24 protein-coding genes and 1 tRNA gene are annotated in these 22,503 nt (G+C 67.0%); 8 read left to right on the top strand and 17 right to left on the bottom strand.

From position 1 onward, the window contains the following. Positions 1 to 110 precede the first annotated feature (110 nt). From fghA to ACQHGV_RS03245, 5 genes are read right to left on the bottom strand one after another with little or no spacing between them, the layout of a single operon-like run. Positions 111 to 953 carry an S-formylglutathione hydrolase gene (fghA, locus tag ACQHGV_RS03265; protein WP_440979412.1) on the bottom strand — a complete coding sequence of 281 codons (843 nt, stop codon included), beginning with the start codon at positions 951 to 953 and terminating at the stop codon, positions 111 to 113. After that, on the bottom strand, positions 950 to 1,810 hold the full coding sequence (gene purU, locus ACQHGV_RS03260; protein WP_440979411.1) for a formyltetrahydrofolate deformylase: 861 nt from the start codon (positions 1,808 to 1,810) through the stop codon (positions 950 to 952). The genes fghA and purU overlap by 4 nt, the downstream gene beginning before the upstream one ends. After that, complete coding sequence (locus tag ACQHGV_RS03255; RefSeq protein ID WP_183952824.1) at positions 1,807 to 2,190, bottom strand: VOC family protein; 384 nt, start codon at positions 2,188 to 2,190, stop codon at positions 1,807 to 1,809. Before ACQHGV_RS03255 ends, purU begins: the two co-directional genes overlap by 4 nt. Next, on the bottom strand, positions 2,190 to 2,576 hold the full coding sequence (locus ACQHGV_RS03250) for a VOC family protein (protein ID WP_440979410.1): 387 nt from the start codon (positions 2,574 to 2,576) through the stop codon (positions 2,190 to 2,192). Before ACQHGV_RS03250 ends, ACQHGV_RS03255 begins: the two co-directional genes overlap by 1 nt. Then, a complete protein-coding gene (locus ACQHGV_RS03245; RefSeq protein WP_440979409.1) occupies positions 2,576 to 3,688 on the bottom strand; it encodes an S-(hydroxymethyl)glutathione dehydrogenase/class III alcohol dehydrogenase in 1,113 nt (370 codons plus the stop codon). The genes ACQHGV_RS03250 and ACQHGV_RS03245 overlap by 1 nt, the downstream gene beginning before the upstream one ends. Before the next feature lie 107 nt (positions 3,689 to 3,795). Between ACQHGV_RS03245 and ACQHGV_RS03240 the strand changes: the two genes are divergently transcribed. After that, positions 3,796 to 3,999 carry a DUF2945 domain-containing protein gene (locus tag ACQHGV_RS03240; RefSeq protein WP_183952827.1) on the top strand — a complete coding sequence of 68 codons (204 nt, stop codon included), beginning with the start codon at positions 3,796 to 3,798 and terminating at the stop codon, positions 3,997 to 3,999. 56 nt (positions 4,000 to 4,055) lie between these two features. Next, positions 4,056 to 4,316, top strand: coding sequence for an SWIB/MDM2 domain-containing protein (locus ACQHGV_RS03235; protein WP_007405135.1), 261 nt, complete (start codon positions 4,056 to 4,058; stop codon positions 4,314 to 4,316). Positions 4,317 to 4,372: 56 nt separating this feature from the next. Here the strand turns inward: ACQHGV_RS03235 and ACQHGV_RS03230 are convergent, their stop codons facing one another. Continuing rightward, positions 4,373 to 4,798, bottom strand: a complete 426-nt coding sequence (locus tag ACQHGV_RS03230; protein ID WP_440979408.1) for a hypothetical protein — start codon at positions 4,796 to 4,798, stop codon at positions 4,373 to 4,375. Positions 4,799 to 4,972: 174 nt separating this feature from the next. On the opposite strand from ACQHGV_RS03230, the gene ACQHGV_RS03225 reads away from it, so the two are divergent. The 3 genes from ACQHGV_RS03225 to ACQHGV_RS03215 all read left to right on the top strand — a co-directional run bounded on the left by ACQHGV_RS03225 (position 4,973) and on the right by ACQHGV_RS03215 (position 7,878). After that, positions 4,973 to 6,322, top strand: coding sequence for a methyl-accepting chemotaxis protein (locus ACQHGV_RS03225; protein ID WP_440979407.1), 1,350 nt, complete (start codon positions 4,973 to 4,975; stop codon positions 6,320 to 6,322). A 270-nt stretch (positions 6,323 to 6,592) separates the two neighbouring features. Further along, positions 6,593 to 7,258 (top strand): class I SAM-dependent methyltransferase, encoded by a 666-nt coding sequence (locus ACQHGV_RS03220; RefSeq protein WP_440979406.1) that lies wholly within the window; start codon positions 6,593 to 6,595, stop codon positions 7,256 to 7,258. Beyond that, entirely contained in the window at positions 7,255 to 7,878 is a 624-nt protein-coding gene (locus ACQHGV_RS03215; RefSeq protein WP_440979405.1) for a hypothetical protein, read from the top strand. Before ACQHGV_RS03220 ends, ACQHGV_RS03215 begins: the two co-directional genes overlap by 4 nt. Before the next feature lie 209 nt (positions 7,879 to 8,087). Here ACQHGV_RS03215 and ACQHGV_RS03210 read toward each other — a convergent pair whose 3' ends face one another. After that, positions 8,088 to 9,764, bottom strand: a complete 1,677-nt coding sequence (locus ACQHGV_RS03210) for an aminotransferase class III-fold pyridoxal phosphate-dependent enzyme (protein ID WP_440979404.1) — start codon at positions 9,762 to 9,764, stop codon at positions 8,088 to 8,090. Positions 9,765 to 9,802: 38 nt separating this feature from the next. Between ACQHGV_RS03210 and asd the strand changes: the two genes are divergently transcribed. Together asd and ACQHGV_RS03200 are read left to right on the top strand one after the other, a co-directional pair. Beyond that, the gene (gene asd / locus ACQHGV_RS03205) at positions 9,803 to 10,663 is read left to right on the top strand and encodes an archaetidylserine decarboxylase (protein ID WP_440979403.1); all 861 of its coding nucleotides are present in this window, start codon (positions 9,803 to 9,805) and stop codon (positions 10,661 to 10,663) included. 64 nt (positions 10,664 to 10,727) lie between these two features. Beyond that, complete coding sequence (locus ACQHGV_RS03200; protein WP_440979402.1) at positions 10,728 to 11,180, top strand: SRPBCC domain-containing protein; 453 nt, start codon at positions 10,728 to 10,730, stop codon at positions 11,178 to 11,180. Positions 11,181 to 11,410: 230 nt separating this feature from the next. Here the strand turns inward: ACQHGV_RS03200 and ACQHGV_RS03195 are convergent, their stop codons facing one another. The 6 genes from ACQHGV_RS03195 to ACQHGV_RS03170 all read right to left on the bottom strand — a co-directional run bounded on the left by ACQHGV_RS03195 (position 11,411) and on the right by ACQHGV_RS03170 (position 15,932). Then, positions 11,411 to 13,282 (bottom strand): methyl-accepting chemotaxis protein, encoded by a 1,872-nt coding sequence (locus ACQHGV_RS03195; protein WP_440979401.1) that lies wholly within the window; start codon positions 13,280 to 13,282, stop codon positions 11,411 to 11,413. Positions 13,283 to 13,510: 228 nt separating this feature from the next. Beyond that, positions 13,511 to 13,587: transfer RNA gene (locus ACQHGV_RS03190), tRNA-Arg, on the bottom strand. Between the two features lie 57 nt (positions 13,588 to 13,644). Then, on the bottom strand, positions 13,645 to 14,076 hold the full coding sequence (locus ACQHGV_RS03185) for a DUF1178 family protein (RefSeq protein WP_409790235.1): 432 nt from the start codon (positions 14,074 to 14,076) through the stop codon (positions 13,645 to 13,647). Next, entirely contained in the window at positions 14,073 to 14,897 is an 825-nt protein-coding gene (locus tag ACQHGV_RS03180; protein WP_440979400.1) for a carbon-nitrogen hydrolase family protein, read from the bottom strand. The genes ACQHGV_RS03185 and ACQHGV_RS03180 overlap by 4 nt, the downstream gene beginning before the upstream one ends. Beyond that, a complete protein-coding gene (grxC, locus tag ACQHGV_RS03175) occupies positions 14,894 to 15,151 on the bottom strand; it encodes a glutaredoxin 3 (protein ID WP_183952837.1) in 258 nt (85 codons plus the stop codon). Before grxC ends, ACQHGV_RS03180 begins: the two co-directional genes overlap by 4 nt. 31 nt (positions 15,152 to 15,182) lie before the next feature. After that, positions 15,183 to 15,932, bottom strand: a complete 750-nt coding sequence (locus ACQHGV_RS03170) for a ComF family protein (protein ID WP_440979399.1) — start codon at positions 15,930 to 15,932, stop codon at positions 15,183 to 15,185. 72 nt (positions 15,933 to 16,004) lie between these two features. Between ACQHGV_RS03170 and ACQHGV_RS03165 the strand changes: the two genes are divergently transcribed. After that, on the top strand, positions 16,005 to 16,850 hold the full coding sequence (locus ACQHGV_RS03165; RefSeq protein WP_440980119.1) for a class I SAM-dependent methyltransferase: 846 nt from the start codon (positions 16,005 to 16,007) through the stop codon (positions 16,848 to 16,850). On the opposite strand, the gene ACQHGV_RS03160 is transcribed toward ACQHGV_RS03165, so the two are convergent. From ACQHGV_RS03160 to argE, 4 genes are all read right to left on the bottom strand, one after another. Next, positions 16,851 to 17,240: a response regulator gene (locus ACQHGV_RS03160; protein WP_183952840.1), complete on the bottom strand. Its 390-nt coding sequence runs from the start codon at positions 17,238 to 17,240 to the stop codon at positions 16,851 to 16,853. A 63-nt stretch (positions 17,241 to 17,303) separates the two neighbouring features. Continuing rightward, positions 17,304 to 19,715, bottom strand: a complete 2,412-nt coding sequence (locus tag ACQHGV_RS03155) for a tetratricopeptide repeat-containing sensor histidine kinase (RefSeq protein WP_440979398.1) — start codon at positions 19,713 to 19,715, stop codon at positions 17,304 to 17,306. Further along, complete coding sequence (locus tag ACQHGV_RS03150) at positions 19,702 to 21,018, bottom strand: EAL domain-containing protein (RefSeq protein ID WP_183952842.1); 1,317 nt, start codon at positions 21,016 to 21,018, stop codon at positions 19,702 to 19,704. Before ACQHGV_RS03150 ends, ACQHGV_RS03155 begins: the two co-directional genes overlap by 14 nt. A 304-nt stretch (positions 21,019 to 21,322) precedes the next feature. Further along, on the bottom strand, positions 21,323 to 22,492 hold the full coding sequence (gene argE, locus ACQHGV_RS03145) for an acetylornithine deacetylase (RefSeq protein WP_440979397.1): 1,170 nt from the start codon (positions 22,490 to 22,492) through the stop codon (positions 21,323 to 21,325). Positions 22,493 to 22,503: the final 11 nt, after the last annotated feature.

Here is a 22,503-nt window from a genome sequence, read left to right as displayed (position 1 = left end):
GAGCGAAGTCGAAGGCCATGCTATAAGGGCTGAGCCCAGGCGTATTCCCTTGGCCTTCGACTGCGCTCAGGCTGAACGGAGGGAGCGACGCTTGGCCCGGTGGGCAGCAATTACGGCCGCAACCGCTCCGCCGCCCACACCACATGGTCGGCCATGAAGGTGGAGATGAAGTTATAGCTGTGATCATACCCCGGCTGCATCCGCAGGGTCAGAACGATCCCCGCCTTCTCGCACGCCTCGGCCAGCAATTCGGGGCGGAGTTGCTCGGTCAGGAACTGGTCGGCATCGCCCTGATCGACCAGCAGGTCGGGCACCCGCGCGCCGTCCTCGATCAGCGCCACCGCATCCGCCTGTCGCCATGCCGCGCGGTCCGGCCCAAGATAACCGCCCAGCGCCTTTTCACCCCACGGCACTTGAGACGGCGCAACGATGGGAGCGAAGGCCGACACGCTGCGGAAGCGGTCCGGGTTGCGCAGACCGATGGTCAGCGCCCCGTGCCCGCCCATCGAATGACCGGTGATTCCTTGCGCGTCCATGTCCGCCATGGGAAAATGCTCGGCGATCAGCGCGGGCAGTTCCTGCTCGATATAGCTGCGCATCCGGAAATGCTTTGCCCAGGGCTCCTCTGTCGCATCGACATAGAAGCCCGCCCCCTGCCCCATGTCATAGGCGTCGTCATTGGCCACGCCCTCCCCGCGCGGCGAGGTGTCGGGCGCGATGAAGATCACCCGGTGCTCGGCGCAAGGCCCCCGAAACTCGCCCTTGTCGGTGACATTGGCATGGGTGCAGGTCAGGCCCGACAGATACCAGAGGACGGGCAGTTTCTCGCCCTCGTCATGCTCGGGCACGAAGACCGAGAAGGTCATACGTGTCCCCGTCGCCGCGCTGTCATGCGCATAGACGCCCTGCACGCCGCCATGCGCTTTCGAAGTCGACATCGTCTCGATCGTCATCGGAACACCACCGTCCGGTTGTCATTGAGGAACACCCGCCGCTCGCCCACCCAGGCGACGGCGCGGGCCAGCACCTGCGCCTCGATGTCGCGGCCGATGCGGATGAGGTCGTCGACGCTGGCGCGGTGATCGACCCGTTCGACCGCCTGTTCGATGATCGGCCCTTCGTCGAGGTCGGCGGTCACGAAATGCGCGGTCGCGCCGATCAGCTTCACCCCGCGCGCATGGGCGCGGTGATAGGGCTGCGCGCCCTTGAAGCCGGGCAGGAAGCTGTGATGGATGTTGATGCACCGTCCCGGCAGCGCGGCGACCAGCCGCTCGCCCAGCACCTGCATATAGCGGGCGAGGACCAGATAATCGGCGCGGGTGCTCTCCATCAGGTCGAGCATCGCCGCTTCCTGTTCGGCACGGTTGCTGTTGTCGACCGGCAGGTGATTCCAGGGCAGGCCATGCCACTCGACCAGCGGGCGCAAGCTGTCATGGTTGGAGACGACGCCGACGATCTCGACCGGCAGCGTGTTGGTCCGCCAGCGATGGAGCAGATCGTTCAGGCAATGCGAGCCCTTCGACACCGCGATCAGCATCCGGGGCCGCTCGGTGGCGGGGGCGACATGCCAGTCGAAACCGAACCGCGCCGCCGGTTCCGCCAAGGCCGCGCGCACCCCCTCGACCGAGGCAGGGAACCGCGCCCCCTGCCCGGTGAAGACGATGCGCAGGAAGAAGCGCCCCGTCTCCAGATCGGCATATTGCTGGCTGTCGAGGATGAACCCGTCGATCCCCGCCAGCGCGCCGGACACGGCGGCGACGATGCCGACCCGGTCCTGGCACGCCAGCGTCAGGATATAGTCGTTGCTCACGCTTTCGGCAGGCGACAGCCGAGGCACAGCTTGTTGCCGTCCGGGTCACGCAGATAGCCGAGATAGGCCGCGCCCATCGGCGTCTGCCGCTCGCCCACCGGCGCTTCGATCGCGGTGCCGCCATGTGCCACGCCCGCCGCATGCGCGGCATCGAGCTGCGCCGGATCGGCCGCGCCCAGCCCGATCGTCCCGCCATTGGCGAAGGTCGCGGCCTCGCCATCGATCGGACGCGTCACCATGAAGGCCGCGCCATTGTGCCGGTAGAGCAGACGGTCGCCCATCTGCATCCCCGGCTCGCCGCCCAGCGCGCCGAACAGCGCGTCATAAAAGGCCTTGGACCGCGCGATGTCGTTCGATCCGACCATGACATGCGTATACATCAGTTCGCCTCCACCAGATGCCGCGCGCACAGCTTGTTGCCGGTCGGGTCGCGCAAATAGGCCAGATAGACCTTGCCGACGGGCACGTTGCGGATGCCGGGCGGGTTTTCGATCGCGGTGCCGCCGTTTGCCAAGCCTGCCGCATGCCAGGCATCGGCCTGTTCGGGCGATTCCATCGCGAAACCCAGCGTCGCGCCATTGGCGTAGGTCGCGGGCTCGCCATCGATCGGCTTGGAAATCAGGAAGCGCGCGCCGTTATGGCTATAGACCAGCCGCCCGAGAGAATCGACCACGCCCTCGGGCGCGCCCAGCACGCCCAGAGTCGCATCGTAGAAGCGCTTGGCCGCATCGATGTCATCGGCCCCCAGCATGACGTGGCTGAACATCAGAAGATCACCACGCTGCGGATGCTCTCGCCCGCATGCATCAGGTCGAAGCCCTTGTTGATCTCCTCCAGCGTCAGGCGGTGGGTGATCATCGGGTCGATCTCGATCATGCCGTTCATATACCAGTCGACGATCTTGGGCGTGTCGGTGCGCCCGCGTGCGCCACCGAACGCGGTGCCGCGCCAGTTGCGGCCCGTGACCAGCTGGAACGGCCGTGTGCTGATCTCCTTCCCCGCCTCGGCCACGCCGATGATGATGCTCGTGCCCCAGCCGCGATGGCAGGATTCCAGCGCGATACGCATCACCTCGGTATTACCCGTCGCGTCGAAGCTGTAATCCGCGCCGCCATCGGTCAGTTCGAGGACCTTCGCGATCGTGTCCTCGCGGCTCAGCCCCTTGGAATTGAGGAAGTGGGTCATGCCGAAGCGGCGGCCCCATTCCTCGCGATCAGGATTGATGTCGACGCCGATGATCCGGCCCGCGCCCGCCAGCTTGGCGCCCTGGATGACGTTCAGGCCGATGCCGCCCAGCCCGAAGACGACGATATTCTCGCCCGGCTGGACCTTGGCGGTGTTGACCACCGCGCCCACGCCCGTCGTCACGCCGCAGCCGATATAGCAGCTGGTGTCGAACGGCGCGTCCTCACGGATCTTCGCGACCGCGATCTCTGGCAGGACGGTGAAGTTCGAGAAGGTCGAGCAGCCCATATAATGGAAGATCGGCTGCCCCTTGTAGCTGAACCGGGTCGTGCCGTCGGGCATCAGCCCCTTGCCCTGCGTAGCGCGGATCGCAGTGCACAGGTTCGTCTTGCCCGACAGGCACGACTTACACTGGCGGCATTCCGGCGTGTAAAGCGGGATGACGTGGTCGCCCGGCGCCACGGACGTCACGCCCGCGCCCACCTCGCGCACGATGCCGCAGCCTTCGTGACCCAGCACGCTGGGGAAGATCCCCTCGCTGTCCAGACCGTCCAGCGTATAGGCATCGGTATGGCAGATGCCGGTCGCCATGATCTCGACCAGGACCTCACCCGCCTTGGGGCCTTCCAGATCGAGTTCGACGATTTCGAGCGGCTTCTTGGCCTCGAAGGCGACGGCGGCGCGGGTCTTCATGGGTTCCTGTCTCCTTGGATGGCCGCCCTGATGCCCCGCCGGGCCGGGCGTTGCAACCAACGAACGCCCCGGCGGATTGATGGCGACCAAACCTCAGGAGAGTGACGATGACCGAGTTCAAGAAGGGCGATCATGTCGAGTGGAACAGCCATGGCGGCACGGCCGAGGGCAAGGTCGTGAAGAAGCAGACCAGCGATACCCAGATCAAGGGTCACACGGTCCGCGCGTCGAAGGACGAGCCGCAATACATTGTAGAGAGTGACAACGGCGGAAAGGCGGCGCACAAGGCGGACGCGCTGAAGAAAGCGTGATTCACGCGCGTCCCGCCGACAGGCCGGGACGCTGAAGGATTATAGGAAGGAATAACATGGCCACCGCAACCACGGGCACCGGCATCCACGCCCCGGTCCAGCCGTCCGAGGAACTGGGCGCGATCGTCGGCAACGAGAAGCTGCCGCGCAGCCAGGTCATCAGCAAGGTGTGGGACTATATCAAGGCCAACAACCTGCAGAACCCGGAAAACAAGCGGGAAATCCTGGCCGACGACAAGCTGAAGAAGGTGTTCGGCAAGGACAAGTGCACCATGTTCGAGATGAACAAGTTCATCTCGGCGCACCTGAAGAAGTAAGCCTTCCCGCCGCATCCCCGGCCCTTGCCCGGGATGCGGTCCCGCCCGTTCGCGCGCTATCGCAGGTCGAGGACCAGCGGTTTGCGCGCGGCGGGTGACGGCGACGGACGCGGCTTTGGCGAGGCCGGGGCTTTGTTCGTCGATCCCGCAGGCGCGGCGGGCGATGCCGCCGGCGTCTGCACCGATGGCTCCACGCCCAGTTTCTGCGCCTCGATCTGGTTCAGCCGCTGCTCGACCAGTTTCGCATCCAGCAATTTGCGATCCCCCTGCATCATGGCGATCTGCGCCTCCAGGGCCGCCACGCGCTGCTCCAGCATCCTGACGCGGACCTGATCCTCGGTCTGCGCCACCATCTCGCGCGCCGCCTTTTCCTGGCGCGAGCGTTCCTGCTGCTCGGCCTTGGCCAACCGGTCATCGGGTGAGGAGGGCTGACAACCGGCGAGCACGCCCAGGATCAACAGCGGAACACAGAAACGACGCATCGACGATCGCCCGATCAGAGGGAAGCGGCCGGCTTATCGTCCGTCCTCGCCCACGCAAAGCCCCGTTGCGCCGGGGTTTTCCTAAGGACTCCCCTCTAAACCTAAATTAACCGCTCCACGCTATGGCCGGTCGTGATCGACACGCACCGCACCTCACGAGGAAGAGGCCCCGTTATGAAGTGGTTACACCGTCCGACGACCAGCCTGAACGATCAGGTGGCCTCCGCGCTTTTCGAGCGTTCGCCGGACGCCATCCTGCTTCTGTCCGAGAGACGTTTCATCGCCTGCAACAAGGCGGCCGAAATCATCTATGCCCGCCCCCGGTCCGAGATCCTGGGCCATAATCCCCAGACCTTTTCGCACCCGACCCAAGGAGACGGCCGGCCGACAGGTGTCCACGTCATGGAGCGGGTGCAGCAGGGCCTGCGTGACGGATCGGCGCGGTTCGAATGGATCAATCTCACCCCCAAGGGTGAGGAGCAGCGGCTGATGGTGACGCTGATCCCCGCACCCGTGACGAGGCCCGACGACCTGCTGGTCATCATCCAGAATCTGGACGAGACCGCGCAGGTGGTCGACGCGCTGCGCAGCGGCATGGCGGTCATCGCGTCGGGCGACCTGACCTATCGCATCGAGACGCCCTTCCGCAGCGATTACGAGCCGCTGCGCGCCAGCTTCAACGACACCGCCGCGATGCTACACAGCTCGATGGGCGAGATCGACGCCGCCTCGCAGCGGGTGCGCAGCGGGGCCGACGAAATCCACCGGGCGGCCGACGACCTGTCGATGCGCACCGAGCAGCAGGCCGCCTCGATCGAGGAAACCGCCGCCGCCGTGCAGGAGATCAACGTGTCGGCACAGCAATCGGCGGTCAGCGGTGCCAAGGCGGCGGGCGTCGCCTCCTCCGCGCAGGCCAATGCCGCCGAGAGCAGCGTGGTGGTGCAGCGCGCGATCGACGCCATGGCAGGGATCGAGCGCACCTCCGCCGAGATTTCCGAGATCATCGCGGTGATCGACGGCATCGCCTTCCAGACCAATTTGCTGGCGCTGAACGCGGGCGTCGAAGCGGCGCGTGCGGGGGATGCGGGCAAGGGCTTCGCCGTCGTCGCCTCCGAGGTTCGCGCGCTGGCGCAGCGTTCGGCCGACGCGGCCAAGGACGTGAAGAGCCGCATCGGTGCCTCGGCGGATCAGGTGCGCGCGGGCGTCGAGCATGTCCATGCCGCCGGCTCGGCCCTCGACCGCATCGCCGCGCAGGTGCGCGAGATGAGCGGGCTGATCGCCGACATCGCGGGCGCGGCCCAGCAACAGGCGACCGGCTTCTCACAGATCAACCTGGCGATCGGTGACATGGATTCGATGACGCAGCAGAACGCCGCGATGGTCGAGGAAACCACCGCCGCCGCGCGGCAGCTCGCGATGGAGGCCAGCGGCATGGCGGAGACGATCGGCCGATTCGACCATGGCGGCGGGCACCGGTCTGTCGCACCGGCGCATCGGGGATCAGCGCCCCGGCTCGCCGCCTGATAGCGCTCGCTCTCATAAGACACAAAGACCACGAAGACGAAAACCGACGTTGCCGGCCCGGTGAAACACATGTTTCACCGATGCCCGGACGGCGGGATAATATTCGTCACCATCTCCACTATAGGATCATTGCGACATATTCATGCCATGCGCATGACAGTTCGGTTTCTTAATTGCGAAAAATTCGCATGAGACTCGGCATTTGTCGTCAAATTGTCACCGCCCGCTGCGAACAGGGGCCGCATCGTCGTTCAACGGGATGCCCCTTCGATGGCCACGCAGATGAGTACCGCCAGCGTCACCAAGGCCTATGACCGCTGGTCGCCTGTCTATGATTTGGTCTTCGGACCCGTTTTCAAAAAAGGCCGCTCCGCCGCCATCGTCGCCGCCGAGCGGATCGGCGGCCGGATCATCGAGGTGGGGGTCGGCACCGGCATCTCGCTTCCCCAATATTCCAATCGAAACCGCATCGTCGGCGTCGACCTGTCCGAGCCGATGCTCGACAAGGCGCGCGAACGGGTGCGCAGCGGCAAGCTGACCCATGTCGAGCAGATCGCGTACGGCGATGCCGAGGCACTGCAATTCGCCGATGACAGCTTCGACGTGGTGGTCGCGCAATATGTCATCACCGCCGTGCCCAATCCCGAAAAGGCGCTGGACGAGTTCGCGCGCATCTGCCGCCCGGGTGGCGAGATCGTCATCACGACGCGCGTCGGCGCGGGCGAGGGCCTGCGCGGGCGGATCGAAAAGACGCTGATGCCGATCACCAGCCGCTTGGGGTTCCGCACCGACTTCCCGTTCGAGCGCTATACGGATTGGGCGGCGACGCGCGGTGACGTGGAACTGGTCGAAAGCCGCCCCCTACCCCCGCTCGGCCATTTCTCGCTGGTCCGCTTCGCCAAGCGCCAGCCTTCCCTCCAAGGACAAATCCAATGACGGGTTTTCGCGCGCAACTCGCCGAACAGCGGTGGGACGATCATCGTTACTATCATCACAGCCTGGTCAACCAGAGCCTGCACTTCGTCAGCGCCTGCACCTTCCTGACCGCCTATGTGCTGCTGTTCATCGACCCGGCGGTCGCCAGCCTGCTCGCCTGGGGCGTGGCGATGACGAGCCGCCAGGCCGGGCATTTCTTCTTCGAGCCCAAGGGCTATGACCATGTGAACAAGGCGACGCATGAGCATAAGGAAGAGATCAAGGTCGGCTACAATCTGCACCGCAAGTACGTGCTGATGGGCATCTGGGCCGCGATCCCGGTCGTGCTGCTGTTCCAGCCGACTTTGTTCGGTAGCCTCGAATATCCCGATGGCTTCATGGGCTATCTGCGCCATGTCGGCATCGGCTGGCTGGGCCTGGGCGTCAGCGCGATCTTCGTGCGCGTCATGCAGCTCTGGGCGAAGCGCGATCTGGAAACGGGCCTGGTCTGGGCGACGAAGATCGTCACCGACCCGTTCAACGACTTCAAGATGTACAAGAGCGCGCCGCGCCGCCTGATGAAGGGCGAGCGGATGGATCATCACGATGTCGATGATTTCGAGGATTTGAAGGCGGCGTAACGCGTGGCCTGGGTTTGATGGACAGGGCGGCGGTTCGAAAGGACCGCCGCCCGCTTTTGTAACAAACCCTCGTCTCTTGCCGCTCCCCTCCCGCAGGCGGGAGGGGATGGGGGAGGGAAGGCCGCAAGAGACAGGCTCGGTGAGACACCCTGCCCTCCCCCCTACCCCCTCCCGCCTGCGGGAGGGGGAGCAGAAAAAGCGGGAGATGCCTACCCTCCCCGCCTCAACCTGACCGCCAGCGACTCCTTCAAGATCCGCCGCCGGATCGCCTTGTTCGCCGCCTTCAGCTCCTTTGGCGCGTCCGGCGACGTCCACCACCAGCCATCGTCACGCATCTGTTGTCCCGCTGCAACGAAGCGGTCGCAAATATCGGCGAACAGGGTGTCGTCGATGTCGAGGCTGAAGATCAGCCGCCCGGTCCCGACCCAACTCAACGCCAGGCCGTTCGTCCGGAGATAATATTGCAGCATCCAGTTATAGGGCGAGGCGACCGAGTAGAGGATGGTCCAGATCGTCTGGACATGCGCGACCGACAAAGGCAGCCCCGCCGCCGCCATGCGGGCGTTGAACATCGCGGCGCGGGCATCCCAGCGTGCATCCAGCCCCTCGTACAGCGCGCCGACCTCGGGCGTCTCCAGCCGTCGGAGGAAGGCGTTCATCGCCCCCATGACCATGGGATGCGAGTTGAACGTGCCGCGCGCGAAGCAGATGTCGACCGGGCGATCCTCACGCCAGCGCTTCATGAGATGCGCGGGGCCGCAGAGCACGCCGACCGGCAACCCGCCGCCCAGCGTCTTGCCATAGGTGATGAGGTCGGGCTTCACCCCGAAATATTCCGGCATGCCGCCTTTGGCCAGGCGGAAACCCATGAACACCTCGTCGAAGATCAGGACGATGCCGTTCGCCCGGCACACATCCGCCAGCCGGTGCAGCCAGTCGCGATAGGCGGCCAGATCCGCCCCCGCCTTGCGCCCGCCATCGACCAGTTGCCCGTCCGAAGGCGCCGAGCCATTGGGGTGCATCGCCTGGAGCGGGTTGACCAGCACGCAGGCGATGTCCTTGCGGGTGGCGAGCACCTTCAGCGTCCGCTCGGACATGTCGGCCAGCGTCAGCGTGCGGTCGGCGGGCACGGGGTTGCCGATGCCTGGCTGCACGTCGCCCCACCAGCCATGATAGGCCCCCGCGAAACGTACCAGACGCGGGCGCTTGGTATGGTAACGCGCCAACCGTACGGCCTGCATCACCGCCTCGGTCCCCGACATGTGGAAGGACACCTCGTCCATCCCCGACAGCGCGGTCAGACGGCGGACATTGTCGGCGACGACCGGATGGAACGACCCCAGCACGCCGCCCAGTTCGCCGACCATCGCCGCGCCCTCGGCCATGGTCTGTTTGTAGAAGTCGTTGCCGAACAGATTGACGCCATAGGAGCCGGTCAGGTCGATCAGCCTATTGCCGTCCAGATCGACCAGGATCGGCCCTTCCGACCGCTGATAGAAGGCACCCGTCGCCAGCGTCGTGCGCACCTTCTCGCGGAACTGGAACGGCACGCGATAGGCGCCGGTGAATTGCAGATCGGACAGCCCGGAGCGTGTCTCGCGGGTCAGCGCCAGCGTCTTCGCATATCGCTCGGCGAACAGCGCCCCCAGCCGATCGAATCCGGCGCGACGCTGCGCGGCGACCGCGTCCGGCGCATCATCTACACGGAAGAATCGATCCTCACCGTAGCTGTAGAACGGGATCTGCCCGGCGATGCGCTTGGCCATGCGGACATGGCCGCCCAGCCCAGGATGCTTGGCGCGCGACAGGGTCAGTCGCCGATGCCCCTTCGTCAGGGCGACGGCACCGGCGGAAGCGGCCAGCAGGCCAGTGAGAATCGGGTTCATGCGGTCTTTGACCGCGTACCCATGACGGAGGCATGACAATGCGTGGACCCATCATGCGGTTCTTCCTGAACGAGGACATCAATTTCCTCGTCACCAACCGCCTGCCGCGTCGGTTCGCGACGAAGCTGGTCGGCCGGATCGCGCGGATCGAGCATCCGCTGATCGCCCGGCCCAGCCTGGGCTTGTGGAAATTCTTCGCCGGCGTCGACCTGTCGGATGCGCGCACGACGCGGTTCAAATCCTTGCGCGATGGCTTCGTCCGCCCGCTGCGCGACGGCGCGCGCGCGTTCGACGGCGATCCCGATACGCTGGCCAGCCCTTGCGACGCGCTGGTCGGCGCGCACGGCCGGATCGAGGACGACCGGCTCTATCAGGTGAAGGGCTTTCCCTATCGGCTGCAGGACCTGATCCCCGACCCCGCGCTGGTCGAGCGGTTCCGCGACGGATCGTTCGTCACGCTGCGGCTGACGGCGGGCATGTATCACCGTTTCCATGCGCCGACCGACCTCGCGGTCGAAGGCGTGACCTATGTTTCGGGCGACTGCTGGAACGTGAATCCGATCGCGCTCCAACGGGTCGAACGGCTCTTCTGCCGCAACGAGCGCGCGGTGATCGAGGCGCGCACGCTGATCGGCGGCCAGCCGCTGCTGATCGTGCCGGTGGCGGCGATCCTGGTGGCGAGCATCCGGCTTCACTGCCTCGACACCGAACGCACCTTGCGTGAGCGCGGCCCCGGCCGCTCGCCCTGTGCGGCGCGGATCGGCAAGGGTGAGGAAATGGGCTGGTTCGAACATGGCTCGACCATCATCCTGTTCCTGCCCAGGGGGATGCGGCTGGCCGATACGCTGGCGGAGGGACAGGCGATCCGCGCCGGCCACGTGATCGGCCGCGTCGCCTGAAATCGCTATCCCGCCGAAGTCGGGGCCGTTACTCTGGCCCGTAAGCCCATAGGGGAGCGACATCATGGCCGAGGCGCGCTTCGAACTCAGCGTAGAGCGACGGATCGCTGCCCCCGTCGAACGGGTCTGGCACGTCATGACCGCGCGCCTTGAGGAATGGTTCTGCCCCGCCCCCTGGCGCGCCGAGGCGCGGACGCTGGAATGGCATGCGGGCGGCCGCAGCCTGATCGTGATGCACGGCCCCAATGGCGAGGAGATGCCGAACGAGGGCATCGTGCTCGCCGTCGAACCCAATCGGCGCTTGGTGATGACCGATGCCTTTACCGGCGACTGGCAGCCCGCCGGCCCGTTCATGGTCGGGCTGTTCGAAATCGAGCCGGATGGCGACGGCACGCTCTATCGCGGCACCGCCCGTCACTGGACCCGTGAGGCGATGGAACAGCATCGCGCCATGGGCTTCGAGAAAGGCTGGGGCACGGCGGCGGATCAGTTGAAGGCGCTGGCGGAACACGCCTGATCCCGGCGGTATCCGGCTGAGAAACGGTGCTCCGCCAGACAACCGGGATAGCGCCAGCGCCGGGATCGACGGTCACCATGTTGTGACCGTGGCGGAGAATTGTCCCGGTCCGAGAGATCAGACCGCGTCCCTGATTGGAAAACCCGTCCACCATGTTTGGGATGGTCCCCCCTCCCCTTAGAGGCGAGGAGAGAACGGTGGCGGTCTGACCCTGAGGCCGGCTTGTACGGTCAGAACTCTGACCAGTCGCCGTCATCGACCGCGACGGCCACGTTGGACGTGCGGGCGACGCGCGGGGCGGCGGCGATTCGCGGAGCCGCCTGCGCCACACGGGCCTGCACCTGATGCACCGGCAAGTGATGGATAGGCGCGGGTGCGCGCGCGGACACGGCGCCGTCGCTCAGGCGAAACCGCGCCACTTGCCGGGTCATATTGTCCGTTTCCTCCGACAGGCTGCGCGCGGCTGCCGTCGCCTGTTCGACCATGGCCGCATTTTGCTGGGTCACGCCGTCCATTTCCGAGACGGCGGTGTTCACCTGCCGAAGCCCGGTCGCCTGCTGGGCGGCGGCCGAGGCGATGTCGGAGACCAGCACATTAATCTCGCCGATGCGGCCCGTGATGCGGGTCAGCGCGGCCCCGGCCTGCCCGACCAGCTCGACCCCGGCCTCGACCTGATCGGTCGAGGCGTTGATCTTGGCCTTCACGTCCTTGGCCGCATCGGCCGAACGCTGCGCCAGCGCGCGGACTTCGGAAGCGACGACGGCGAAACCCTTGCCCGCATCGCCCGCACGCGCCGCCTCGACACCTGCGTTCAATGCCAGCAAATTGGTCTGGAAGGCGATGCCGTCGATCACCGCGATGATCTCAGAAATCTCGCTCGACGACCGTTCGATGCCGTTCATCGCCTCGACCGCGCGGCGCACCACGTCCGAGGATTGCTCGGCGTCGCCGCGCGTGGTGGTAACGACCTCATTGGCCCGGCGCGCGTTGCTGGCGGTCTCGTTCACCGTCTCGGTGATTTCGTGCATCGCGGCCGCGGTTTCCTCCAAGCTGGCGGCCTGTTGCTCGGTACGGCGGGACAGATCGTCGGACGCCTGGCGAATATCGCTGGCGCCATTGCCGATGCCATGGGCACTGGCGGTGACGGCGGACAGCGTGGCGGAGACGGCTTCCATAGCTTTGTTGAAGTCGTGCTTCAGCTTTTCGAACGGACCGGTCAGCTCGGCATCGATCCGTGCGGTCAGATCGCCCTGCGCCAGCGCGTCCAGCCCGTTGCCGACGCTGTCGACGATCAGGCGGGTCTGCTCCGCCTTGGCACGCTCGGCACCCGCCAGCTGATCGCGAAACGAGACCATCGCCTCAGCCAACTGCCCCACTTCGTCCCGGCGAGGATCGACGGCGACCTGGGCCTCCAAGTCCCCGCCGGCCAGCCGACGCATCGCCGCCGTCATCGCCGCAAGCGGGTGGGCGATGCCCCGGATCAGTGACATCAGCATGAAACCGGTCAGCGCCAGCACCGCAATCGCAATCCCGATGGAGATGTTGCGCGACCAGATATAATCCCGGGTCGCCTGCACCATTTCGCTTTCCATCAGCTCGATCTGCGCAGCCTGCATATCCTCGATCAGGACGTTGCTTTTGTCATACTGGGCCTGACCCATGCGAAAATTGGCGGTAGCCGCCGGGATCGCGCCCTGGCCCGTCAGGACAAGCGTCTGGCGCGCCGTGTCGACGAACGCGCTCCAGTCCTGCCGGAATTGTTTGAACAGCGCGATCGCCTTGGGCGCGGTCAGTGTCTTTTCCAGATAATCGATATGACGGTTGATTTCCGCCAGACTGGTCCGGGCATCCTGCAAAGCGCGGCTGCGCATGGCGGAATCGACCGCGAGAATGCTCACGCCCTGTGCGGCGCGGAAATCGGACGTCGCGGTATTGATCGATGCGATCGCGACTAGCTTCTCCCGACGCGCACGCCCCAGATTTTCCGCCACGCTGTTCAAATGCTGCTGCGCGGCCAGTGACAGTAACATGGTCGCGATCAGCGCCGCCGCGAGGATACCGAAGGCGACACATAATTTTTTGCTGATCTTCAGATTCTTCATCGACTCAACCCCACCCCTGGAATGGCATCAAACATGGATTAGGGGCGTTTAAATCACGTTAGCTGGGGTCGAGGCCGGACGACGGACGGAATCATGCCTTACGAAAAGAGCCGAAGTCCCTTCAAATCATGGCAATATTTATCGATGGCGAGCGCCGAACTCTTGCGGGCCTGCGGCGGGAGGGCCGCAACGACTCCGGCGTTCGACGGATTTTTCAGAGGCTTTGCGTGGTGACCCCGACTGGATTCGAACCAGTGGCCCTCAGATTAGGAATCTGATGCTCTATCCTGCTGAGCTACGGGGCCGCGCACGGGGGCGGTGATAACCGGGACGCGGCATGCGGTCCAGAGTGGTTCGGTGTTTCAGTTCGCCAGCTTGGGCGGCACCACGGGGAAGGGCAGCGGCGCGACGGGGACGCCGTCCTCGACCAGCGCCTTGGCCTCCGCCAGGCTGGCCTGGCCGTGGATCTGGGTCACGGGCGCGTCGCCCTCATGCATCGCGCGGGCGCGGTCGGCGAACGCGGTGCCGACCCAGGTCGATGTCTCCAGCGCCTTGGCCTGGGCCTGCGCCAGCTGCTCCAGCGCGGCCTTGATCGCCTGCGGCGAGGCCATGTCGGGCTTGCTGTTGCTCTTGGCGCCGATCTGCGGGGCCATCACCGCCTTTTCGATCCGGCGGTCGCCGCACATCGGACATTCGACCCGCCCGCCCTCGCGCTGTTCGGCATAGGCGGCCGAGGAGGCGAACCACGCCTCGAACACATGGCCGCTGGTGCAGCGCAGGTCGAAGACGATCATGCCCGCGCCACCGGTCCGATCGTGCGGCGATGGCGGATGGCGGGCAGCCGCGCGCGCACCGCCTCGACCTGACCTGCGTCGATAGTCGCAAGGCCGAGGCCGACCGCCTCGCCCATATCCAGCAGCACCTCGCCCCAGGGCCCCACGACGAGCGAATGGCCATAGGTGGCGCGGCCATCCTGATGGTCGCCGGTCTGCGCAGGCGCGACCAGATGCACTCCCGCCTCGATCGCCCGTGCGCGCAGCAGCACATGCCAGTGCGCCGCGCCGGTCGGCCGGGTAAAGGCGGCGGGCACCGACAGGATCGTCGCCCCCGCCTCGGTCAGCGCGGCGAACAGCGCCGGGAAGCGCAGGTCGTAACAAATGGCCAGCCCCAGCCGCCCGACCGGCGTGTCGACCACCACCGCCTGTTCGCCGGGCGCATAGGATGCGGACTCGCGCCAGCTCTCGCCGCTGGGCAGATCGACGTCGAACAGATGCATCTTGTCATAGCGCGCACGGATGTCGCCGCGATCGTCGATCACATAGGCGCGGTTGGCCAAGCGCCCATCCGCCCGCCGGATCGCCAGCGAGCCGATATGCACCCACAGGCCATGCTCGGCCGCCGCCGCCCGGACGCGCCGCAGGACGAGGTCCTCATCCTCGGGCATCAGCTTGTCCGCCGCACGCGCGCGATCCCGATCGATCAGCCCGGACATTTCGGGCGTGAACAGCATCGCCGCACCGCGCGCCCTGGCCTCGGCGACCGCCTGCTCCAGCGTGTCAGCATTGGCGGCGGGATCGATGCCCGCCGTCATCTGCAGGACGGCGATGTCGGTCATGCCGACAGGAGCGGGTCGAGCCCTCCCCGCTTGTCGAGCGCGGCCAGATCGTCCGAGCCGCCGATATGCTGCCCGTCGATAAAGACCTGCGGCACCGTGGTGCGCCCGCCGGCGCGCTCGATCATCTCGCCGCGCTTCGGCCCGCCCATGGTGATGTCATATTCCTCGGGCTCGACGCCCTTGGAGGCGAGCAGCGCCTTGGCCCGGGTGCAATAGGGGCAGAACGCCTTGGTGTAGATTTCGACCTTTGCCATGGCTGTCAGGTGTGTCGCACGAGGCCGCTTGTCAATCACCGCCGCCCGCATCGCGGTCGATCACCCGCGCCCAGCACAGGATCGCAACCGAGGTGGCGCCCGCGCGCAGCAGCGCCCGGACACAGGCCGTCGCGGTCGCGCCGGTGGTATAGACATCGTCGACCAGCACCACGCGCCGCCCCGCCACCGCCGCGCGGTCGCGCACCCGAAAGGCCGACGCCACCGCCGCCCGACGCTGACGCGGGGACAGACCACGCAGCAGCGGCGTCGGCTTTACCCGGACGAGCGCATCGCGGGCGACCGGCACCTCGCTCCGCCGCGAAACGGCGGCGGCGATCAGCACCGCCTGGTTGAAGCCGCGCCGCCACAACCGCCAGCGGTGGAGTGGCACCGGCACGAGCAGCTCGGCATCGCCCGGCATCCGCCGCACCATCGGCCCCGCCATGGTGTCGGCCACGCCGATCCGCCCGCCATGCTTCAACCGGATCGGCAATTCGCGCGCGATCGGGCCATAGGCGACGGCGGCATGGATGCCGGCATGGACCGGCGGATCGGCCAGACAGCGTCCACAGCGCGAACGCTCGCCGGGCAGGCCGCAGCCGGGACAGCCCGATGCGTCCAGAAAGCGCAGCCCGCCCCAACAGGCGGCACAGAAATGGTGATCCGCCTCGACCGGCTCGCCGCATCCGGGGCAACGCGGCGGCAGCGCCCAGTCAGTGACGACGCGCGGCACGGCCCGCAGCGCTCCGCCCCAGCCCGCCGCAAATCCCGGTCCGTTCATATGCCCCGCCCCATGGAGCGACTTGTTCCCGATCCCACAAGCGCGCACAAGCGCCCCGTGACTGCCCCCGCCATGACCGCACCCGCCATCTTCGACCGATCCGCGCGCCGCCTACGTCGCGACCGCGCCCAGCCCAATTATGCCGAGCATGATTTCCTGCGCGCCGCGATGCTCGACGGCATTGCCGAGCGGCTGGACGCGGTGACCCGGCCGTTCCACGACGTGCTCGACCTGGGTTGTTTCGACGGCGCCTTCCTGCCCCCGCCGGGTGCGCGGGTGGCGCGGGTCGATCCGGGTTTCGCGTTCGCGCGCGCCGCGCACGGCGTCCAGGCGGACGAGGATCGCCTGCCCTTCGCCGATCGCAGCTTCGACCTGGTGGTCAGCATCGGCGTGCTCGACCAGATCGACGACCTGCCCGGCGCGCTGACGCTGATCCGGCGTGTGCTGCGTCCCGACGGGCTGTTCCTGGGCGCGTTCGTCGGCGGCGGTTCGCTGCCCCGCCTGCGCGCCGCGCTGCGCCAGGCGGAGGCCGAGCGGCCGGTGGCGCGGCTGCATCCGCAGGTCGATGTGCGCTCGGCGGGCGATCTGCTGATGCGCGCGGGCTTCACCCTGCCGGTCGCGGACATAGAGACGCTGGACGTGCGCTACCGCGATTTCGGGCGATTGCTGGGCGATCTGCGCGGCATGGGGGCGAGCAATCTGCTGGCCGAGCGGCGGCCGATCGCGCGGACCGCGCTCGCCATGGCGGCGTCGGCCTTTGCCGGCATGGCGGACGACGACGGCCGGACGGCGGAGCAGTTCAACCTGGTCTTTCTGACCGGCTGGGCCCCCGACCCGTCGCAGCCCGTGCCCGCCAAACGCGGCAGCGCCACCGCGTCGCTGGCCGAGGCGCTGCGCACCCCGCCCGAGGCGGGGTGATCAGGCGATCATCGATCCGCCGCGATCGCCCGCCAGGATACGGCCCATCGCCTCGAACAGCTGGTCCATCGCGACCGGCTTGACGATGACGTCGTCGGCACCCGCCGCCAGACAGCGTTCGCGCAGGTCGACGCCGCTGTCGGCGGTGACCACGATGATCGGCAGTTCCGCCTTGGCGTCGCCGCGCGCACGGATGTGACGGATCGCGGTGATGCCATCCATGCCCGGCATGCGCAGGTCGATCAGGATCATGTGATAGGTGTCGCGATCGATCATCTCCAGACCGATCTCGGCGCTCTCCGCCTCGGCCATGGTGGCGCCCGCGACGTCGAGCATGTCGCGCACCACCCGCCGGTTCATGCGATCATCCTCGATGAAGAGGACGTTCATCGCCCTCCCCTCTGGCTGGGGGGGCGTGGCGTTTCGAGCGCGATCATGAATTCGCCCTAACGGTCATGCCGCTTGCGTTACAAGTGGGCGTTGGTCGGATTGCGGCGAGGGGTCGAATATCATGCGCATCACCTCGCCTCCTGCGACAGGCTTCGTGATAACATTGATCAATTCCGCGCCGATAAAATCGTTCCCGGCGGGCGGCTCGTCCTTCGGCCAGAGCAGCGCGACCGGAAGCGGCCGGGGCATGGCCGCCCGAATTCGCACGATCGGCGCGGTGCCCTCGTCCCGGACCGCGCTGTCGTCGATCAGCAATTGCGCGACGTCGCCCTCCCCCAGTCGCGCCGCCGCCTCGTCCGGCGAACCGGCAAAGACCACGCGCGCATAAGGCGAGGCCAGCTTGGTCCACATCGCCCGCCGGATGGGATTGCGATCGACGACCAGCAGCAAGGGCCGTTCCGGCGCGTCGGCGGCGGCGGCCTCCTCGACCAGCGGCAGGGTCAGGGTGAAGCGCGCGCCCCGCCCCATTTCGCTGTCCACCGTCACGTCGCCGCCCATCGCCCGCGCGAGCCGCCGGCAAATGGCCAGGCCCAGTCCGGTGCCGCCGAACTGGCGCGTCGTGCTGGCATCGGCCTGACGAAACGCCTCGAAGATCTCCTCCAGCTTTTCCGCCGGGATGCCGATGCCGGTATCGCGGACCTCGATGGCGATGCCCCCGGCCTGGCGGCGGACGGCCAGCGTCACCCTGCCCTCGCGTGTGAATTTCAAGGCATTGGACAACAGGTTGAAGACGATCTGGCGGATACGCGCGGGGTCACCCGTCACGATCGCGGGGCAATCGCCCAGGTCGACGGCAAAGCCGATCCCCCGCGCCGCCGCCTGATCCTCCCACAGCCGCGACGCCTCGCGAATGGTGGCGGCAAGGTCGAACGAGGTTTGCTCCAGGGTCAATTGGCCATGTTCGATCTTGGCCACGTCGAGCAGATCATCGACCAGCGCGCGCATGGTCAGGCCCGCGCCGTGCATCACTTCCACCCGCTCGCGCGTGGCGGGCGGCAGGCTCGTGTCGGCGAGCATCACCTGGGTCATGCCGAGAATACCGTTCAGCGGCGTGCGAATCTCGTGGCTGGTCGTCGCGAGGAACTCGGTCTTGACCGCCAGCGCCTTTTCCAGCCGGTCGTTGGTGATCGCCAGATCGCCATGCGCGGCGCGTATCCGGTTGCGGCTGCGCCCCAGCGTCAGCAGCCAGATGCCGAGCAGCCCCAGCACGATGATGATCGCCGCGACCGACCCGATCATGATCAGCCGCTGGGTACGCAACTGCCGGCGCTCGAAGGCGATGTTGCGTTGCAGATCGGCCGCCTTCATCCGCGCGATACGCAGTTCCTGATTGGCGAAGTCGAACCGCGCGCTCATCAGCGCCAAATTGGTCGAGGTCGCCAGCCGGGTCGACTCGTCATCGATCCGCTTCAGCGCCTGAAGATGCCGCAGCGCGTCCGCCGTGCGGCCGCTGGCGACATAGATGTGATAGGCGCTTTCATGCGCATCGCGCAGCGACACCGGGGTGGCCGTCAGGTCCATGCCGGCGAAGCTGCGGTCGATCGCCTGCACCGCCCCCACCCTCTGCCCGCGCTGGAACGCCGCCTGCGCCGCGATGCTCAGCAACGCGCGGTGATCGGCGGGGTCGCCATCGGTATCGAGCCGGCGCGCCCTGTCGATCGCGATCTCGGCGGCGGCGACCCGCCCCTGTCGCAGCTCGCCGCGCGCGATATTGCGCCAGATCAGCGCCTGAAGCGGCGCGCTGCCGATCCGCTGGGCGAGGCGAAGCGCGCTGCGGAACTGCGTCAGCGCATCCCCGGTCCGCCCCATACCGCTCAGCGTCAGGGCACGGTTGTTCAGAATGGCGAGTCGAAAGCTGTCGTCACCGCGATAGGTCGCATCGGCCAGTTCCAGATAGTGCAGCGCCGAGGTGAAATCCTTGGCGTCGTTGTACAGGTCGGCGATCTGCAGCAGCGCGCGTGCCTGCCCACGGGAGTCGTTCAGGCGCTGGAAAACGCGATATGCCGACTGATAGGCATCGAGCACGCCGGCGATATTGCCCCGATCACGCTCCAGCCCGCCGCGCGACAGCAGCAGATTGCCGTACAGATCCGATCGCGGCGCCAGTCGCCGCGCGACCGGCAGGGCGCGGGCGATCGCCGCCTCAGCCCGATCCGGCTGATTGAGGCGGATATTGGCCTCACCCTCCAACCAGTCGACCGTGGCCAGCGCCATTTGCCGCGCGGGGTCCGCCGGCATGGCGGAGGCCGCCCGCCTCGCCTGATTCGCATAGTCGATGGTGCGCGCCGGATCGCGCAGCATCTCCGCCTTGGCCGCGCCGATCGCGGTGTCGAAGGCGGAGGACCGGGATGCCCGCGCCTCGGCGCCCGCGATCAGCAAGGCCAGGGCGACGATCGCGATCCTAAGCGCGCGCATGAGCGACGAGGCGCCCCAGCGACAGCGGGGTGGTCCGCGCGATCACCGCCTGATGCGCCTGTTCGTCGAGGAACCGGCACAATGCCTCGAAGCCGATCGGCCGGCTGATCAGATAGCCCTGGACCATGTCGCACCCCATCACCGTCAGCAGCGCGAGCACGTCGGGCGTCTCGACCCCCTCGGCGACCACTTCCATCTCCAGCGCATGCGCCAGATCGATGGTCGACCGGACGATCAGGGGATCGCGGTTGGAACTGGTCAGCTGGGTGATGAACAGCTTATCGATCTTCAGCTCGCAGGCCGGCAGCTGCTTCAGATAGGAGAGCGAGGACAGGCCCGCGCCATAATCGTCGATGGCCAGCGCGATGCCGATATCGACAAAGGTCTGGAGATTGGCGATCGCGCTTTCGGGATCGCGGATGACGGAGGTTTCGGTGATCTCGAACCCGACGCTGGCGCCGCTCTCGGTCACCAGCGCGCAGGCCTGACGAACGAAATCCTCGTCGCCCAGCAGAATGCCCGAAATATTGATGAAGATGCGCTGATCATGCCCCGACGCGCTCAGTCGACGCTGGTCGGCGATCACCCGGCGGATGGTCCACAGCGTCAGCGGCGCGATGATCCGCGACTCCTCGGCCACCGGAATGAACTCGGCCGGCGAGATCAGGCCGTGCACAGGGTGGCGCCAGCGCAGCAGCGCCTCGATGCTGCACACGCGCTGCTGGCGGACATGCACCTTGGGCTGATATTCGACGAACAGCGCATCGCCCGCGACCGCCTGGGTCAGCTCGCGCGCCAGGGTGATGCGGTCGAGCCGATCGACCCGGATCGTCAGGTCGCGCACTACCGAGCGACATTCGATATGCGCATCGGCCAGCGCCTGCTCGGCTTCCTCCAGCAGGCGAATATCGTCTTCGTGCGGGCGGGAGGCAGTCGCGGCGCCCAGCACCGGCTCGATCCGACATTCCTGTCCCGCAATCGTGAAGGGCCGCGCCAGCGCCGTGGCGAGCAGCGCGAGATGGACATCCATGTCCGTCCGCTTGGGCGCCAGCATCATGATCTCGATCTGGGTGGTGCTGGTCGAGCGCACCAGCGCATCGGGGAACAGCCCGGCCACCCGCGCCGCGACCGCATCGGCCAGCAAGGCCCCGTGCGCACGACCGATCTGGCGACGCAGCACCGCGAAATTGCCGATCGCGACCAGGATCAGGAACTGCCACGCCACATCCTCCGCCACGGCACGAGGATCGGTGCCGACAGGGGGCGCGATGCCGGGCGCAGATCGGGGAAGCTTGTCGTTCACACCTCCAGTCTAGGCGCGATCATTAAACAAGGTGTTAACCCCGTTTCTCGCCTTGCGACAAACCGTTGGCCCGATCGCAGGCACTCCATTGCGATATGGTTAATTTCCCATTAACTATCTTTTCGCGCTCAACGGGGCGCTAACAAGGGAGAAATTCCATGCTGAACTTCATTCTCGCGCTGATCTACGGCGAATCCATTCGCCCCTGGTAAACTTAGGTTATGGGCGCGAGGCGGCTGGGACAGACGATGTCCAAGCGCCTCGCGCTTCGCCGCCCCCTCGACCCGATTGATTTTTACGTCCGTTACCGGACCAGATCATCTGCCAGCCGCAGCATGAAGGCCGCGCCCCGCTCCATTTGAGCGATCTCGATATATTCGTCCGGCTGATGCGCCTGGGCGATCGAGCCGGGGCCGCAGATGATCGTCGAGAAACCCGCGCCCTGGAACTGCCCGGCCTCCGCCGCATAGGGCACCGCCCGCGCCGGTCCGTTATCCCCCGCCCAGCCGCGCGCCAGCCGCTCCGCCACGCCATCCGCCTCGGGCGCGAAGGACGGGGTGCGCGAGCGGCGCTCGACCCGCACGCCCGCCCCGGGGAAGCGCGCGGACATCATGGCGTCCGCCTCCGCGCAGGCCGTGAAGAAGGGGGTGAGCAGCGCCTCCGGCTCCTGCCCCGGCAGCGTGCGCAGGTCGAAGGCGAAGCGGCACTCGCGCGCCAGGATGTTGACGGCGGTGCCGCCATGGACCTGCCCGATCGTCAGCGTCGCGTGATGCGGGCAGAAGGGGCTGTGCGGATCGCCCTCCCCCGTCAGACGATCGGCGATGTCGGCCAGCTGCTGCATCAGCCGCACCGCGATCATATTGGCCGATACGCCCAGATGGGTCAGGCTGGAATGCGCCTCATGCCCCGTCACCGTCACGATCCAGGTGGCGATGCCCTTATGCCCGCTGACCACCACCATCTCGGTCGGCTCGCCCACCACGACGGCGGCGGGCGGCGGCACCTCGCGCGCGATCTCGGCGATCATCGACGGCGCGCCGAGACAGCCGACCTCCTCGTCATAGGAAAAGGCCAGATGGAGCGGCCGGGCCGCCCCCTGCCGCGCGACATGCGGCGCGACCGCCAGCGACAGTGCCAGGAACCCCTTCATGTCGCAGGTGCCCCGCCCGAACAGTCGATCGCCGCGCCGGGTCAGCCGCCAGGGGTCGCTGGTCCAGGGCTGGCCATCGACCGGCACGACATCGCTATGCCCCGACAGCACGACGCCGCCGCGTTCCATCGGGCCGATGGTCGCGTAGAAATTGGCCTTGGTACCGTCATCGTTGAACACGCGCCGGCCGGTGACCCCGATCCCGGCCAGATGCCGCTCGACATAGGCGATCAGCGCCAGATTCGATTCGCGCGACGTGGTGTCGATCGCGATCAGGTCGGCGAGGATGGCGGTGGCTTGGGCGGTAAGCTGGTCGGGGGTCATGCCGCCATCCT

The organism is Sphingomonas pseudosanguinis, assembly GCF_052056765.1.
GTDB lineage: Bacteria > Pseudomonadota > Alphaproteobacteria > Sphingomonadales > Sphingomonadaceae > Sphingomonas > Sphingomonas pseudosanguinis.
Note: the sequence above shows the minus strand (reverse complement) of the source record. Positions and strands in the feature narration are given on the sequence as shown.